General features: G+C 58.4%; 9 protein-coding genes. 4 read left to right on the top strand and 5 right to left on the bottom strand.

Features of this window, described 5'->3' with window-relative positions:
- Window positions 1–800: 800 nt before the first annotated feature.
- From VIM12_RS04830 to VIM12_RS04810, 5 genes are all read right to left on the bottom strand, one after another.
- A complete protein-coding gene (locus VIM12_RS04830) occupies window positions 801–6,773 on the bottom strand; it encodes a DUF3320 domain-containing protein (protein WP_331940473.1) in 5,973 nt (1,990 codons plus the stop codon).
- Window positions 6,774–7,255: 482 nt separating this feature from the next.
- The gene (locus VIM12_RS04825; protein WP_331940472.1) at window positions 7,256–8,332 is read right to left on the bottom strand and encodes a hypothetical protein; all 1,077 of its coding nucleotides are present in this window, start codon (window positions 8,330–8,332) and stop codon (window positions 7,256–7,258) included.
- A 65-nt stretch (window positions 8,333–8,397) separates the two neighbouring features.
- The gene (locus VIM12_RS04820) at window positions 8,398–12,030 is read right to left on the bottom strand and encodes an SbcC/MukB-like Walker B domain-containing protein (protein ID WP_331940471.1); all 3,633 of its coding nucleotides are present in this window, start codon (window positions 12,028–12,030) and stop codon (window positions 8,398–8,400) included.
- Window positions 12,027–12,698, bottom strand: a complete 672-nt coding sequence (locus VIM12_RS04815) for a DUF4194 domain-containing protein (protein WP_331940470.1) — start codon at window positions 12,696–12,698, stop codon at window positions 12,027–12,029. Before VIM12_RS04815 ends, VIM12_RS04820 begins: the two co-directional genes overlap by 4 nt.
- Window positions 12,695–14,005: a Wadjet anti-phage system protein JetA family protein gene (locus VIM12_RS04810; RefSeq protein WP_331940469.1), complete on the bottom strand. Its 1,311-nt coding sequence runs from the start codon at window positions 14,003–14,005 to the stop codon at window positions 12,695–12,697. Before VIM12_RS04810 ends, VIM12_RS04815 begins: the two co-directional genes overlap by 4 nt.
- A gap of 243 nt (window positions 14,006–14,248) precedes the next feature.
- Here VIM12_RS04810 and VIM12_RS04805 point away from each other — a divergent pair, with 243 nt between their 5' ends.
- From VIM12_RS04805 to VIM12_RS04790, 4 genes are all read left to right on the top strand, one after another.
- Complete coding sequence (locus VIM12_RS04805) at window positions 14,249–15,085, top strand: WYL domain-containing protein (protein WP_331940468.1); 837 nt, start codon at window positions 14,249–14,251, stop codon at window positions 15,083–15,085.
- The gene (locus tag VIM12_RS04800) at window positions 15,028–15,588 is read left to right on the top strand and encodes a DUF6471 domain-containing protein (RefSeq protein ID WP_331940502.1); all 561 of its coding nucleotides are present in this window, start codon (window positions 15,028–15,030) and stop codon (window positions 15,586–15,588) included. Before VIM12_RS04805 ends, VIM12_RS04800 begins: the two co-directional genes overlap by 58 nt.
- 309 nt (window positions 15,589–15,897) lie before the next feature.
- Entirely contained in the window at window positions 15,898–16,215 is a 318-nt protein-coding gene (locus VIM12_RS04795) for a DUF4031 domain-containing protein (protein ID WP_331940467.1), read from the top strand.
- Window positions 16,216–16,283: 68 nt separating this feature from the next.
- Window positions 16,284–17,351, top strand: coding sequence for a thymidylate synthase (locus tag VIM12_RS04790; RefSeq protein ID WP_331940466.1), 1,068 nt, complete (start codon window positions 16,284–16,286; stop codon window positions 17,349–17,351).
- The last annotated feature ends 1 nt before the right edge of the window (window position 17,352 follow it).

The raw sequence follows: 17,352 nt of genomic DNA, 5'->3' as shown, positions 1-17,352 counted from the left end.
TCGCGTCGGGGACGCGAATAGGAGACTAACCATTCACCTTTGCCGGAACTACCCGGGAATCCTAGAATGTTTTTTTTGACGAAGGCCAAGCGCCACGGGTGACCCGTGCTGGGGCGGACTGCCTTCTGGCTATTGCCGTAGAAGCAACAACGGTGTCCATGCTGTGGTCAGAGCCGATATTCGACCCTGTCGCCGTCAACAGCCATAACGCCTTCAGATTTCAGCCGGCTAATCAGTCTTTCCAGGTCTACCTTTGGCGTCCCCTTGGGCAAGAGAGTCGCAAGCGAGTTTGTGAGAGTCTTCACCGAGCTTGGCCTAGCATTACCCCGGCGTTTCAAGTTTGCGACGACAAGCCTAACCGTATCGTCGCTGAGCGCGTTGGCCGGAGCTCGAACGCTTCCGCTCGGTTGCGGCGGCGTGGTTCCCTTGATGTTCACAGTGCCATTTGGGCACCGAAACTGCCCCTTCTGGTTGAGTACAACCTGGAACTTCTCTTTGACGGACATGCTTCCGAGGAGAGAGTTGACCGACTTGCAACAGGCGACGCAGTTGTCCTCGTTGTTTCCACCGCCGTTCGCAACCCCGTGTAAGTGTTCAATGCTCGCTTCATCCCTTGGGAGCGGTTGCCTGCAAAAGAAACACAGGCCACCTTGGATAAACATCAGTCGGTCTAATGGTTTAGTCGGCATAAACAGAGTATCAATTGTTCAGAAAGAACCCGTGTCGTCGGGTTCTCTGCACTCAGAAAACTTCTCTTCCCAAGCACAGTTTTCGTTTGGCTTCCATTTCGTCGTCGCGGCCTAGCCTCGCCGTGCAGATGCTACCTCCTCGTCAACAACCAACAACTGGCTCGCTCTGCCGTAGCCAAAGGCCCTATTCAGCCTGGCTTCAGCATCGCTGGACAAGCGGGAGACGCCGAGCAGTTTGCAAACAGAACGCTGCAAGTCGCCTATCCGCATCCTGCCCTGCTGGGTCAGGATGAACAGTGCAATATTGCCCAACTCTTCTGCAGGAATCTCATCCAACCCACGCTTCGACTCAGCGTCCGCACCTGATAGCCGGAATCCATTCCACGCCTCCGGAGTTGCATTCTCTGGCCAGTACACAGTAAGTCCGTCAGAACTGCGACCCAGCCTGGTCGGCGCAAGAAGCCTCAAACGTTCTTCGATGCGTCGCCCAGTGCGAGACAAGTCCCAGGCACGGGCGACGCGCCGGAAGAGCACGGACTCGGCGACTGGTCCTTCCTGGTTGATGACATACAGGAGCTGGTTTCGAAGCTTGGCATCAGAGCGCTCCTCATAGAACAACTCAGGTTTGCTCTTCTCAAGAACAGCCGGAGAGTAGCGAGGGAATGAATTCGGCTGGGGTTGTTCTCCCTTGTCCGACGCATCCTGCCGTTCAGTCTCGTCAAACTCGGATGGCTCAGCGGCCGTCGTAACGTCGCCTGCCTGGCCGCCTTCCATGTTCGGCTCAGGTATCACCGGCTCCTCGGCGACGAGTTGCTCCAGTCGTACCAACAGCTTGCACATCGGCTCTTCCGGGTTCAACCACCAATCTGTGGACCAAATCCGATGCAACTGCCAACCCAGGCCTTCAAGCACATGCTGACGCAATCTGTCCCGGTCCCTGGCGGTCGCCCCCGAGTGGTACGTCCGTCCGTCGCACTCGACGCCCAATAGGTAACGGCCTGGCGCCCGCGGGTCTACGACGCCGATATCGATGCGATAACCAGAGGCTCCGACCTGCGGATGTACCTCCCAACCCTTCTCTCGTAGTGCAGAGATGACTTCACGCTCGAAAGGGCTATCTGGTTCCATACCGGTCGGGAAGCTCTGTTCTACCAGTGCCCTCGGTCCGCGAATGGCAAATTCCAGGTAGTTCTTCAGGTCCCGTACCCCTGCGGCGCGAACCTTGGATAGGTCGATGTGCTCTGGGAGCAAGGTACTGAAGATAACGACGCCTTGTCGTGCCCTCGAGACGGCAACGTTCAGACGTCGATGTCCCCCTTCCAGATTCAACGGGCCGAAGTTCAGGCTGACCTTGCCCGCAGAGTCAGGGCCGTAGGTGATTGAAAAATAGATAACATCGCGTTCATCGCCCTGGACATTCTCCAGGTTCTTGATGAACAACGGCTCGTTCATAGCTTGTGCAATCGCCTGGTCGAGGGCGGCTGAAGCACGCCGGCGCTCATCAAGCAGTTTTTCGATAAGGCTCTGCTGGGCCTGATTGAACGTCACCACGCCCAATGTCTGGCTGCGCTTTGCCGGGTCAAGGAAGTGCTTCTCGATTGCCTTGACGATGGCATCTGCTTCCGCGCGATTCGTCCTCGAACCGCCGCGGTCGTACACGCCCTTCACATGCTCGAAATGAACGCCGCGGTCCTCCGTAACCGGGGACGGGAACGTGACTAGCCTATTCTCATAGTAGGTGACGTTGCTGAAGGTGATGAGGCTCTCATGCTTGCTTCGGTAGTGCCAGTTCAAGCCAAGTTTCGGCATACCGATGCTCAGGCACTCGTCCAGAATGCTCTCTAAGTCCTGCACGTCTGAGTCGTCACCACCGTCGCCTGTATCGTCTACGCGGTTGAAGAAGTTGGTCGGAGGGAGCTGTTTCGGGTCGCCAACGCAGATGAGCTGCTTGCCCCGAGCAATGGCACCTACGGCGTCCCAAACCGGTATCTGAGACGCTTCATCGAAGACCACAACGTCGAATTGTGCATGAGCTGCGTCCAGATATTGGGCCACAGAGAGTGGCGACATCAGGAGGCATGGCTTCAGTTTCGGCAGCAGCGTCGGCAGGTTCTGCACGAGCTGGCGGATAGGCATATGTTTGCGCTGCTTTTGGAGTTCGCGGCGCAGCTTGCCCATCTCCGACTCCACGCCGGGCACAAGCAATCCCATAGACGGGATTTGACCGGCAAGGCGGGCGGCAACGTACTGTTGGGTTAGCTTCTGGAATCGCGCGTCAGCAGTCTGGAACTCGGCGATTTTTCGCTCGTGGTCAGCGCTGGAGAAGCTACAAAGAGCCGGTTCTTTGTCGATGGCCTTCTTCAACCACCAGCTGCGGTAGCTGTACTCGAAGTATTCCGCGACATCAGCAAGATTGACGTCACCCACCTCAAGAGCTGTAACCACCCCCTGCAAGCCCTGTACAGTGGCTTTGCTGCGCGAACGCTGCCACAGGCACCAGGGCTGTAACTGACGCTGCGCCCGGCTCCAACCCTGGAGCACACCTAGCAGTCGGGTGATGACACCAGGTGCCGCCACGTCAAGGGCAAGGTTTTGCTCGCAGTTTCCGAGCTCGGCGACGGAGTGCAATTTTGCCAACAAATCGCGATAGCCATCCCGATACCGGATGAGGTTCGCGCCCACGGAACCATCGCCTTTGAGCATCGAACGGTTCTCTGTTACGAAGGGCTGAAGTCTCTCTCGAAGGCTTCGCGCTGCCTCGGGGTCACTTCCAGCCATCCGGACGACCGCCTCGGCAAACTCCTCCGCCCACTTTGCCCCTTCCGACACTACGTCCCAGTCGGTCTTGGACGACGCGTACTGTTCCTGTAACAGCAAAGATGCTTCGGCTGCCATCGACTCCAGTGCCTTGTCTTCCGCGTTTACCTTGGCGAGTGCCTCAAGTGTCGGAAGGACGTCGCCCTCGTTTGGCCGCGCCTGGTCGTTTCGGAATAGACGCAGACGGCTCGTCAGAGAACGCTTCGCGAACCAACTCTTCGGCCACCAGGTTGATTGCGCTTCGGCCCATTGAAGCTTCAGCTCTGATGCATTTAGCGTGGCGGCGTCCTCACGGTACGCCCCACCTAGGGTATCCCAAGCAGCTTTACGGGCAAGACCATGTTGACGGAGGCTTCCGAGCCGGGCTCGCGCGGCTTCGTCGTGGGCGGCTTTCGCTACCCCAGTAGGAACCCGCGGAGCACGGATAAGGGTATCGGCAAGCCGGTCGAACGATTCGAGGTCGCGTAGCGAAAACAGTGACGCATCGAGTCCGAAGAGCCTCAACATGTCACCAGCACCGGACTGAAGTTCTGATACAGCTTTCTCCAAGGCGGCAGCCGCATCCAGCAGTTCCTGCTGCCAGCTAGGACTCCAATCGCCCCGTCGAACAGCCGACAACGGGTGGGTCCGAAGGTCAGAAAGCTGGCTTGCAAGTGCAGCCATTTGGCGCGCGGTCTCGCGCAATCCTTCGAGCGCGGGGCGGGTATGAGCGTTTGCGTCCGCCCAGCCCATTGACGCCGGACGCTTGCTGCCATACTTAATGCACGTGCCAATGGCCTCGAAGACAGTCAGGTCGTTCGGATAGATTCGATGCAGTGCGGTTGCTACGCCGTTTAGTTCCTGGCGGAGCGCTCCCAAGCGTTCGGCCTCCATGTCCCATTCTTTGACAGTCCTGGACGTCGCTGCCTCAAGTGCCGTTCCCAGCTGCTTGAGAACCTCGGCCTTCTTCGCCTTTGATGAATGCAGCTCCAGGCAAAATGCGCCCAGCCCCAAGGAATTCAGCCGTCGATGCACGACCTCCAGTGCCGCCATCTTCTCCGAGACGAACAGGACGGTTTTCCCGGTCGCTAGCAGGTGCGAGATGAGGTTAGTAATTGTCTGGCTCTTGCCGGTTCCCGGCGGGCCTTCTACCACCAGATTTTTGCCGTCGCTGGCAGCACAAATCGCCCTAAGCTGTGAGGAATCGGACAGCAGCGGTGCAAATAGGTCTTGGGGGCGATAGGCTTGGTCGAGTGTGCTCGGTTCGAATCCAATATCGGCCGAGGCAAACGCTTCGTCCGGATTGTTGATGAGGTGAGAAACAACGGTGTTCGCCTGGAGCTGCTGATGTCGGTCCTGGAGGTCCTTCCACATCAGGTACTTGGTGAACGAGAAAATACCCAGGTGGACCTCGTCCTTGACTTCCCACCCTTTCAGCTCGGCTACATGCAGCCGGAACGTCTGAAGTACCTTGCCGACGTCAATTCCCTTTTCGTCAGAGGGTAGTACGTCAAATGCTGGCAACTTGAGACTGAAGTCCTGCCACAGCTTTTGGACGAGCGTCGGATTGACCAGGGCGTCGTCGTCATGTCGCACGAGGCGGAAGCCGCTTCGAACGGACTGCCGGGATAATGTCACCGGCACGAGGAGAATGGGCGCCAAATGCTGTGCTTCGGCGTCCTTATCTTCTTGCCACTGCAGGAGACCAAATGCCAGGAAAAGCGTATTTGCGCCGCCTTCCTCTAACCCGGTTCCCGCAGCCCGGAAAATCTCCACGAGACGTCCTTCAAGCGACTCCTCAGGTACATTGACGATAATTTCGCGGCGGCCGAGGGCGTCAAGTGCCAGGGCGTCAAGCGGAGTAGCGCCGTTGCGGGCCGTGAAAACAGCTGCTTCACGCGTGTCGGAACCGCTCATCAGCTGCGGCAGCGGACGAATCTTGAATTCCTTGCCCTCCGAAAGGCTGTCTTCAAGAGCGTTCGGGTCCGGACAGATAACCCCTAACGACGTCTTCGTCGGCTTGAAGTTGAGTAGCTTGTTCCGGAGTGTCAGGTCCAACAGCTTGCTCTTCCACTTTGCCAGGCGTCCCTCGGGAGTGTCCGGCACATTGACTTCGATGGCTGGAACCGCGAGCGGGTCCAGCGGAGGCAGGGATGGCATGTCCTCGATTGCCGGAGGCGCTGAATCGGCAATTTGAGCGTGTGGCTCAGCTTTCGAGCGCGAGGGCAAGGGACGTATCTGGACTTCTCTGGCACGCCGGATATCGACGGCGTATTGGAACCTCCCCTCCTCTTGCAAATACTCTTCACCTTGAGAGCAAGCCCAGCGCAGGGAAGGTTTCTGACCACCTGCAACACCGGTTGTCTCGAATACAACAAACTCTCCGGACTTAACGCGCTTGCGGACCGCCTGAACGTCGTCGACCAGCGCAGTCGGGAAGCAGGTGTCGACCAACCAAGCCCCAACCCACGAGTGGCCTTCTTTGATGAGGACGACCGGATTGATGCCCGCTTGCTCGAGGCACGATGCGAAAAGCATCGTGAGGTCGAGGCAGGTACCCAGCCTACCATCCAGCATCCGCTCGGGCGTCCGGATTTTCTGACCGTCCGTACCGAATGAAGCAGGCGGGTTCGAGTAATGCAAGCTTTCGGCAACGATTGCGCTATACAGGGCGGATATTTGCTTCCAGACCTTCTCCCTATTCTTCGCCTGGTAGCCGCTCATTGAGAGTTCGGTATTCGTCTGCCGAAGAAGTGTTGAGGCTTTGCTAATGAGCTGGTCTACCACCCGGGAGTTGGGCATGCAAAACGCGGCAAGCAGTTCGGGGAGAGACCGTGTAGCTGCCCACTGTTCATAGGCCAAGATGTCGATGCTTTTCGACGTCTCAGCGAGCTCCACGTCCGCCGAGGAAGCTTTGGCGGAGATGGTTCCACGCTCTAGCTCATCCAGTTGCGTCAGGTAGCTATGGTCCGCCTGAAGGTCAACAGGCACAATCCTACGGCTTTCTCCTGGAGCCAAGTGCTCGAAACGCAGTTTGACGCTTGAAGCAAATGCGGGTGAACACGCAACGAGAACTTCCACATTCTTCAATGGAGCGTCGCCAGTGTTCGTGACAGTTAGGCTGCGGACAACCGGTATGTTGTTTTGGATTGCGACGTACCCGGTTGTCTGGTCTGCTTGAATCGCGAGCTCTAGCGTAGGCCGGGTGACTTCCAGTGCAGCCAATGATTCTTCGACAGCGACTATGTCTACTGTCAGCGGCGATGTTGCGCCCATTTCTGTCGTCATACATTAGGTGGCGCGTACTGCCGCCTTACATGGGGGAAAGACTGACAACTGTATCGACGCTAAAGCTGGATGTCCACTGGTCACTAATAGCAAAGTGGAAATAAGGCGGCGCAATTAGCGGAATGGGTGACTGTTGCATGAATCGTCCCCCATAGATATGGGAGAGAGGCAATCCAATTCCGTTGCGCTTGCATCTCGGAGTGGATGTTCCAGACCCGGTAAGTTGACGCGACTGTGGGGGCATGGCCAACGACGGTTTCAGGTGCCTGCCTCACCCACGCGTGCACCACTTCTTCTTAGAAGTAACTATAGGGGTTGAAGTGGTGGGCCACGCACGGTGTTGCGTTTGGTGGTTATTCCCCTGGTCCCTCTGGTTGGTCTGTACCTGTCAACTTATGCAGCGAAAAAGTGGTGCGCCACCTGCCAGCCCAAGGAGAGAACCGCCGCGCGGCCCACGACTGCAAACGCAGTATAAAGGAGCACTACAGGTTGATTTGCTCCTGGTCAACAAACCTTCCGTAGGTCTGCAGCGCAGGTATCAAGTGGGCGTCCGCGTAGGCACAACCGGAGGTGCCTAGCGCCTTCTGTCCTTGCTTGTCGGCGGCCTCCGGTGTGTGCCCCTTGCCTTCCATGAGAACGGCCAGCATCTGGGAGTAGCCCGGTTCCCAGGCCGTGAGGCCGAAGAAACGTGTGCGCATAGCAGACAGAATGCGCATGCCGGACCAATCCAGGTCACCCCAGAAGAAGGCCGGAGTGGCGTCCTTGCCAAAGAGCCAGGCCTCGAAGCCGCTTCGAAGGTTTTGACTGATGTTGCCACGGGCCGCGTAGAAGAGAGAGCAACCATCTGGTGTACGCAGCCGTTGAGCACTTCCCTTGAAACCTGAAGCGTAGACCAATGCTAGCCCGTCGAACGCCGCGCTGGTCGAGCGAATGGCGCGCTCGAAGCTCATGAGGTTCTCGATGAACAGCACGCCCTGGCAGCCCGCCGGCGGCAGGAACACCTGCAGCTGAAGCGGAGATTCCGGAAACGGGCATTCATCGACACCCAAGACCGCGGCGACGAGTCCTTGCCGCTTGTCCAGGACCTTCGACATGCCCCAGAACAGCTGAGAGGAGACTTCGCGGAGCAGCATGGGCTTGCCAGCAAGCGCGGGGAGCTCGTTCAGCCGTTCGACAACCTCGGCCATGGTGCGGTCCGGCATGTCGATACAGAACTCGGAGACAGCGGCCTTGACCTCGGCGGACCCCTCAAGCCCGTCGCGGACAGCTTCGCGCCAACGCTCAGCTGCGGACTTGACGCGGTGTGCGCGACCGACCGTCTTTCTCACCTCGACCTCGTTGGCAACCGTGACGCGCGGGGAGTCGGCATAGCCAGAGCGGGAGCGGATAGCGCCAGCTGGCTTGACCGTGAGCCAACCCCAACGCACCAACTCGACGGCATGCCCCCAAAGCTCTTCCTTTTCCGACTCCCGCTGAGCTTTGTAGAGAGCCGGCCAAGTTCGCTCCGAGAGAGCGACCGACTGTGTACGAGCGCTTCCCCTTTGCTCGGCAGAATCCATTCGGTCCACGAGCAGGTTCAGTAGCTGCTGAACAGGGGAAGACTGAAGCCAAAGTGGTTGGTCCGTCACTTCGCAGCTCCCGTGACCTCTTTGGGCTGTGCGGCATCAAAGAGCAGCTTGGCTTGTTCGCGAACCTCTTGACGCTGCGCTTCCCAGACCTCACGCATGCGGTCCTTCTTGAAGATGCGCTCGTCGCACTCGGAGACGAAGTCAATTTCACCGTTGTCTGGCACGTTCATGCGGCTGAAGCTGAACTCGCGGTCGAACTCAGGGCGCAGCGCGCCGGCGTGCTTGGTCGGCATGGCGCTGACCAGCTGCAGGCCCATGCTATCTCGCAGATACCGCAGGACGGCACGTGCGCGCGGCTCGTCCATGCGAGAGAAGGATTCGTCGCTGACAAGCAACTTCAAGCTGGCGCCCTTCTCGAAGAGGCGCAGGCGGTTGGTCACAACGGCGGCGCGGACGATATACGCAGGCGTCTCCAACTGACCACCCGAGCCCGTTCCCCACGTCGACAGGGCGATGCGGCCGCCGCTGTCCGAATCATTCCAGATTTCGTAGCGTCGGTAGTTGCGGTAGTCAGCAATCCGCAGCAGCTCGCGCCCCGCCCTGTCCTGGTCTTGGTCCAGGAGTAGCTTGACCAAGCGGTCACGGACCTCGATGTGCTTAGGCGAGAGCTCCGTCTCACCGAACAGGTCCACCCCTTCCGGCGAATCGGCCAGTTCCGCGACGGCGGAGAAGAAGCCGTAATACTCCTGGAACTCGGGCTCCCACTTCGACCAGTCGATGTTGAAGCGGTCGGTGCCGAACTTCAGCTTCTCGAGCTCGATGTTCAACTGGCGCAGCATCCGCACGCCTTCGTCGACCTTGCTCTTGATTTCGACGCAGAACTGCTTGGTGAACACGTCGTGGAAGGAGCGCTCCGCTTCCTCGACCTTGGCGCGGTTGTTGTACAGGCCGATGCTCTCCAGCTCGTTATGAAGCGCGCTGACCGAACGCCCAAGGAGGACCAGGGGACCGTAGTAAGGGTCGAAGGACGGGGCGTCCGTCAGATGCGGCAGCGCAGATTGAAAACGTTCGTCAGTCCGGACGGCGGTGTTGTATTCGGCCAGCATTTCGCGCACGTCTCCCAGAAGCTTTTCGGGTTGAGTGCGTAAGTGGTTCAGCCGGGCTTGAACGGCGGGAACTTCGTACGTATGCGAGGTGATGAGGTCCTCGACCTCTTGGGCCATCACGGTGTACGTCTTCTCGGAGTTCGCTTCGCAAAGATGCTTCAGCCGACGAGTCTGGTTCTCGCGCTCCTGAAATCGAGCATCGCGGGCGGCGTTGATGCGTTCGATGGTTTCTTGCGCGGTCTTGATGCGCTGCTCAGCAAGCGTGACCTCCTTGTTGGCTGCCTCGATTTCCCCGTCGTGCACACGGATAACCTCTTCCAGGCGAATCAGCTCTGCCCGTAGCTGTTCGACCTCGCGCAAGTCGAGCTGCGACAGCGACCGCCGCGTAGCATCCAGGTCGCCGGCGTGCTGGGCAAGAGGCTGGGCGTCGAACGTTGGCTCCTTCAGCGACGTAAGCAACTTCCGGAAGCCCTCTAACGTTCCCTGGGAGCTCTCCAGCTCACTGATGTCCTTGTCGGCGGTTTCCAACTGTTCCGTGGTTCGCTGCAACGCCCGCTCACGAGCGTTGCGGCCAAGCACGAAGTCCCTGCGTTCGCAGATGAACATCGTCATCGCGCCACTGCCCTTGCCGTCCTTGGTGAGGCCCCGCGGGGTCCGTCGCAACTCTTCAGAGTCCGCCACCTTCACAACAGAGCCGAACTGCTCAATGAGGTAGGCTCGCGCGATGGGGTGGCCGGTGCGTAGCTCGTGGATGATGGAAGTGCCCGGCACACGAGACGGGTCAGCGCGGTCCAAGCATCGCTTTCCCTGAACAACCTTCGAGCGCGAACCCCATGACTGCAGAAAGTCAATCGTGCGAGCCTCCCAATCCGGTTTGACGATGAGGTTGAAACGCGCGCCGTCCATGTAGCCCTCGATGGCGGCTTGCCACTCTTCAGACGCCGGCTCGACCAGGTCGCATAAGACCTGCACGCCAGCGTCTGGCAGTTTCTCCCGAATGCGGTCAAGCGCAAGGATTGTGTCCCGGTTGTAGTTGCCGGCACCCGCAGCCAAGCGTTTCTTGCGCTCAGCCAGCTCTCCGCGTTCCTTCTTCGCGGTCTCGATGCTCTGAGTGAGCGATGCCAATTCGGCCGCGACTGCCATGAGTACGCTGCCCTCCGTGCCGACCAAGGAGTTATGCACCGGGCTCAGGCCGGCGTCGATGCCGTCAAATGCAGGGGCGAGCTGAAGCAACTTCTCCACCGATAGTACATCATCCCGGTTCGCGTCCACCACGGAATCGAGCAGCCCGGCTAGCCGGTCCAAATTGGTGGATGCGAGTGCCTTAGCCACCACGTCTACCGACGCGCGCAGCTTCGGGAACTGTTCCGGCACCGGCCGCTTGACGATGGTGTCCCCTATGTTTTTGATGTGTGCCGCGGCGTGGAGACCGGCATGAAGCTCAGCGAGCTTGCCGCGCGCGGCCGACGTCGCCCGTTCAAGGCGTTCGTCAAGTGTAGTCTTCTCAGCGTGGGCTGGGATGCCACTCAACTTCGCTGCGATTTCAATGCGACTGCTATCAACGTTGCGCTTCAACTGCGCTTCGGACTTGGCCTTGAGCTTGTTCTGGCCGGCTAGCGCCGTATCGTCCTTAATTTTCTTCCGCTCTGAGGCGATGCGCTCTTCGTCGGCGGCCAGCTGCATCTTAGCCAGGAGCAAGTCATATTGGACCTGCTCTTCGAAGGTGGCGGTGGTCTTGCTGATGACCTCCTTCAGCTCGCGAAGTCGAGTGACAGTCGCTTCGATGCGTTTGCCTTCAACCTTCAAGCTCGTCACCTGGCGCATCAGGTCGCTGATGCGTGTGATGCTCTCCTGCAGCAGCTTTCCATCGAACTCGAGGATGTCGTCCCGAACCAAGTCATGAACCGAGCCGATAGGCTTGTAGGCAATCGACTGCGACCATGCCCGAGCCGCGTTTTGAGCCTCGTCCCAAGGAATGGACACACGCCCGCGGAACCTGCCGTAAAGCCCGCACAGGTAGTCGCGCTTGTGGTCGTCGTAGGTGATGACCTTCGGGTACTTGGCCTTCAACCGTTTGACAATGCCTTCGACCGGGACGCAGATTCCTTCGTCGACGTCCTCGAAAAACTGCTCGACCGACAAGGCTGCGTCTTCGACGATGACTAGGACAAGGCGCTCCAGCTTCGTGTCCCTTCTTTCCCCTGAGCCGTCGACGCGTGCCGAGGCTGCTACGAGCGCAGTGAACATCTTTGCCGAGCCGTCCTCGGGCCCTGGACGAAAGACCGCCGCTAGGTAGCCCTGAGCACCTGCCGGCCGAGAGAAGCGGCTGTACTCGGCGCCGACCACGAAGGACTCAAGGGTGCGCCTGGACTTGCCACGGCGCTGATTTTGCTGCACTTCCTCTTGGCCAGGGTTGTAAGCCACAATACCTTGGTAGGCCGCCGTCATGATGGTTTGGAGTCCATCGAGCATCGTCGACTTCCCTGCACCCGTTGGACCAGTGAGCAGAGTCATGTTACCCAGCTCGTAGTTACCCGGTTGCAACTGCCCCCAGTTCACGAGCACCAAGCGGTCGAGCTTCATTGGCCGTTCTCCTCGACGGACGTTTCTTGGTCAACCACGCCTTCTGCCTCGAGGGCAGCACTTAGTGCGTCGTTGGACACGATGCCCAAGATGGTTGGTCGGATAGCCAGAAGCGCGTCTTCGTCCGAAATCGAGAACTCGGCCGTGTAGCTGAGCAGGCGATGTCGCTTCAACTCGGCCAACAGGGCCATCTTGTCACCCATGCTGCTCGGCAGAGGACGCTTCAATTGCGTCTGCATGGTAGCCGCGATTTCCTCGAAGCTCACCAGCGCTTCGCCCTGCGGCTGGATGTCGCCCGTATTGAGCTTGTTTTGGTACAGAAAGCGCAGAGCAAGTGCGATTGCAACGAAGTCGGGCGACACCCGAGCTCGCAGCGATGGGGTCGGCTCCAGGATGTCCTCAGGCAGTCCATCGACTACGGCACCCGCCACATAGAGGCGATAGAACTGGTTATTGCTGTCGTGGTACAAACGAAAGCCAGCAATGTCGAAGTAATCCTCCAGCAGGCCCTCGACGCGCCTTGCGTCGTCATACAGCAGCTGCTCAACCCGGTCTTCATCCCGCACGATGACGCCGTACGCCATCAGGCGGTTGATAATCTCCCGGAACCGGTCTGGCTTTATGTTGACAAGCGCGAGTTGTTCGTTGATGTGCGACAGGAGGCTCATTTTTTGAGGTCAATCTCGTAGTCGTTGCCGCTGTAGAGCTCGTTCTCCAAGCGGGTGGGCAGTTTTTTGACGGACAGGTCTGCGCCTACCTCGCTTCGAACCGCCTCCACAGCCTGCATGGCACGGAGGGTATCGCGGGCGGTGGCCGTCGGGAGCGCTGAGACACGAATGGGATGTTGAAAGATGCGCAGGTCACGTCGAAGCAGTTGGGCAACCTCTTCGTTGGGGATGGAGAAGGCCTCCGCCTCGGCACGGCCCATAGCCGCAGCTAGACGCTCTTCTCGAGAGGGGCGCGGCCGAACGGAAATCGTTACCGCCTTGCGGCGCTGGGCGGCCGTTCGGAGCTTGAAGCTTACAGGGTCCAGCAACCGCACCTCCGCGGGTGCCAGGAACTGCCCCACGTGCGCGAGCAGCAGGTCCTGTTGTTCCTTTGGGGCCTCAGCAACCCGCTGAATCGTGGCAAGGTAGGCATGCCGGGTCTGGCCTACGCGCAGCATCATCGACTGCAGCGCCAGGCCATTGACCCGCTTTAGGTAAGTCTCCATGGCCTTCAGGAAGCCAGGCTGCTTCGACTGACAAGCGGCATCAACGATGTCTTCGATGCGGGTCAGGAGCCAGTCATAGACGGATGAGCCTACGTGTTCCTTCACGGCCCAGTGGGCGACGTCTCGCAGCTGTTCGTCCATCCGTTTGGACTTGGTCTCGGGGACGAGGCGAAGCCGCTCCAGCTTCTGCACGATAGCCTGCCGGTTGAGCATTGCGTTGTCGGCGGTCAGCTGCTTGGAATAGTCGCGCTGGAAGCGGTCCAGGAACTCGACAAATTCGCTCCATTGCGTTTGCACCGAGGCCGTTTGCATCAAGTGCCGGACCAGCTCCTGGAAATAGTCGATGCCATCAGTCAAGTCCTCAATGACCTTTTCGGCATACTCGTAAGCGTCGACTAAATCGTGCGCATCACCACGGTCGGACAGCGCCGCTTCCAGGGCGTTGCGACAGCCACGCATGTTGCGTTGCCGGCTACGGCTCGGGCGGTCCAACGACCAGAGGGCCTCCGCGAACAGCTTCCCTGGCCGAGAAAATCGGAAGGCCGTGACGAGGCCGGTGCGGTCGGCGAACTGCTCCAGCCAAGCGTCGGTCAGCAGTGCCCGGATGACCATGCCGACGAGCGCCTGCGGGTCATCGGCTTCCGCACCGCTCAGCTCATCGTCGCCACCCTCTTGCGCCTTGACGCTTTGGTACTGCCGAACGACCGGCAGCAGGAGCTCGCGCAGCGCGTCCCGTGTGAGGTTGTGGGCATAGTCGGCCATGGGGCCGTGCAGTCGGTCATAGAGTGCCCGCAGGCAAGCAGCCACAAGCTCCCGGCGGGAGCTATTCAGGGGGCGGAAGAACCGCTGACGCTCCGCCTCAAAGAACAGGGGATGACCCCCTGGTGGGGTCATGGGTTCCGGCAACAGGTCGGACGGTGTCAAGGCTGCTCCCATTGGACCTTGCCTGGTCCATGCACTTTTGAAGTATTATTTTCAAGGATAACTTATCTTACAAGATAAAATATGGACACGCCACTCACCCCGGCACAGCTGCGCCTGCGAGACATGGAAGTGCTGCTTCGTTGGGAAGGCGAAATTGATAACAGTCGCCTGCGTAAGGTATTCGGCATCCAGTCCGTACAGGCCAGCCGCCTGCTGGCAGCCTTCTTGGCGGAGTTCACCGACATGGTCACGCGAGCCACCCCGTATGCGCCCATCACCCCCACAAAGTCGTTCCAACCAAGGCTGGCCGGCAACAGCCCTGACGAGTATCTGCAGCTGGTTCAAAAGCTTGGCTTCTCACATATCGAGTTCACGGTCGAAGACCTACGACTTGATTTGGCACCGGTCCGCCCTGCGCTCTTTGCCCTCATCACCCAGGCCTGCCGTAGACGCGTAGGGCTACGCATCTGCTATCGGTCGCTGGCAGCCCCAGAAGGACTGGACCGCCTTGTCTACCCGCATGCGCTCGTTCGAGCTGCTCGCCGATGGCACGTTCGTGCATGGTGTGTACACCGGCAAGCCTTTCGAGACTTCGCGCTAGGACGCATCGCGAAAGCTGCTCTCAATGCTGAACCAGCGCCGGCCGCCGCGCAGACGGACAAGGACTGGTCCGAGTTCGTCAATCTGGTCGTGCAAGCTCACCCAGGTCTAGCGGACGGGCAGGCTCGGCTTCTTCGGGACGAGTACCTGGGCGGCGAGGAAAGCAGAACATTGCGAGTACGCCGATGCATGGTTGGGTACACGGTCCAAGACCTACGTATTGCCACCGAGCCGGCCAGACAGACACCGCCTGAGTACCAATTAGCGCTTTCAAACGCCAGGGACTTTGTCGGAGAGTACGGGTTCGGCGGTGGCTGAGCGCCATCACGAGATTTGAGCCCTCTATAGAACCAACCAAACACATTGGCCCGAAACCGCAACCGGCGCCTGTTGGGTCGACAGCGCACTACCAAAAGTACTTCTCACCAATTTGCCTTCAAAAAAATAACCTACTGAAGACGTGTCGAGAGCAGCGGCAGCAATCGGTCGCATACGACCGAAAAGAGCTATGGGAGAATGGCGGAACGATATGGACAAAGGCCTCTTTAAGGCCGAGGGGTAGTGATGAACGAACCGGCGCGCACGAAGGAGCGGGGGCTCAGCCTTATGGGGCTTGGGAGCACTTCGCGAAGGAGCTGATAGAAGCCGAGATGATTCGGCGTGGCATCCGTTACAAACAGCTTTCGCGAATGCTCGAGGAACTGGGAATCAACGAGTCGCCCGAGCAGATAAACCGCAAGGTCACTCGCAGACGGTTCAGCGCGGCATTCCTGGTCGCCTGCCTGCGGGCCATGGGAGTGGAAACTATCGGACTTAAATAGGGGCAGAGCGGCGCACGGTGCACGGGATGCGGCCCATTCCGTCGGATTCGCCCACAGCCAGACCTCTTTCATCGCCAGCTCCCAATTCGTACCCTCTCACAAATAGGGGGCACGACCTAACAGGCGGTCAGCAAGGCTAATACTGACTCATCACTGTATTACTAGGTGCCGGCGTTGCACTAAAGTAAATTTACAAAATAGGCAATAACGGCGGGATTTTCAAGCTGCACAAGTTAGAATTGTCATAATTCTCGACAGAAAGCATTGCAGAGTATCATTAGGGCACTGGTACTAAAATAGAATCATTCGGTGAGAGAGGGGTCCGTGGCGGTCTACGTTGATAATGTTCGAATAGCTTGGCGCAGACGCCAATGGTGCCATTTGGTTGCCGATTCGCTTGATGAACTACATCGGTTCGCGAAGTCCCTGGGATTGAAGCGCACCTGGTTTCATGCCAATGCATCGCTGCCCCACTACGATGTCACTGTCGAAATTAGGGCCATGGCACTTAGCCGGGGAGCTGTGGCGGCCGACCGCCGCACGCTTGTTTCGCGTGGACGTCAACTAAAACTCGAACTTCATGCATCGGTAGCCCAAGCAGACTCGCAGCTCCGGTTGTTTGAGTGAACTTACATCATGATGTCTCATTGACTTCTAGGATTTTGTTGGCTTCAGATGCTGTTTGAACCGTCACTATGTATTTGAGCGCAGAAACACTCGACGACCTTCTCTTTAAGCTTTATCGTCGCTTGCTGCGTAAGCGCGGGTCGTCCGACATTACGCCTACCAAAGGTGCCGCGACGGAGATTAACGGCGCCCTGCTGCAGATTAAAAATCCACGTGCCCGGTTAAGCCGAACCGAACGGAAAAGTACCTTATTCAGCTGCTTGGGTGAGTTACTTTGGTACCTCGCGGGCACAGACAAACTGGATTTTATCCAATACTACATTTCGAAATATGGCGAATATTCCGATGACGGTGAGACGATTTATGGAGCTTACGGTCCTCGTCTGTTCGCCTTAAATGGAAGCATCAACCAGGTCCAGAACGTAATCGAAACCCTGAGGGCGAGCCAGTCATCCCGGCGAGCCGTCATTCAACTTTTTCGCGGAGAAGACCTATCTGAGAATCTCAAGAGTCGGCGCGAAGACCTCCCCTGTACCTGCACATTGCAATTCACTGTTCGCAACCATCAGCTTCATGCGATGGTGATGATGCGTTCGAACGATGCATTTATGGGACTTCCACACGATGTCTTCGCGTTCACCATGCTTCAGGAGCTAATCGCACGCTCACTTGGCGTCGAGGTTGGACCTTACAAACATGCGGTCGGGAGCCTTCACCTGTACACCAAGAATACGAAAGCGATTCATGATTATCTTGAGGAAGGTGTTCAGGAACGCATTCCAATGCCGCCTATGCCACTTGGCGACCCATGGCCATCAGTCGAAAAGCTCTTGAACGCGGAGCGAAACATCAGGCGTGGAAGGCGGCCTTCTTTCGCAAACCTCGACCCCTATTGGTGCGACCTAGTACGACTACTCGAGGTTTTTCGGCATTCACGAGATTCGGCCAGTCGCGCGCAGCGGAAGAAGATTCACGACATTAAGAAGCTAATGGACTCGCCTGTCTACGATGCACACATCTTGAAGCGTCAGCGCCGCAATCCAGAGCCGGCACAGCCTGCAGAACCGATGCTGTTTGACGCTGAAGAGCTCGACGGCCAGCAGCCGATGAGCGACAACAACGAACACGAGCGGTAAA

It is taken from the genome of Noviherbaspirillum sp. (assembly GCF_036563305.1).
Taxonomy (GTDB): domain Bacteria; phylum Pseudomonadota; class Gammaproteobacteria; order Burkholderiales; family Burkholderiaceae_D; genus Noviherbaspirillum.
The sequence above is the reverse complement of the archived record's forward strand: the minus strand, read 5'-3'. Positions and strand labels throughout refer to the sequence as shown.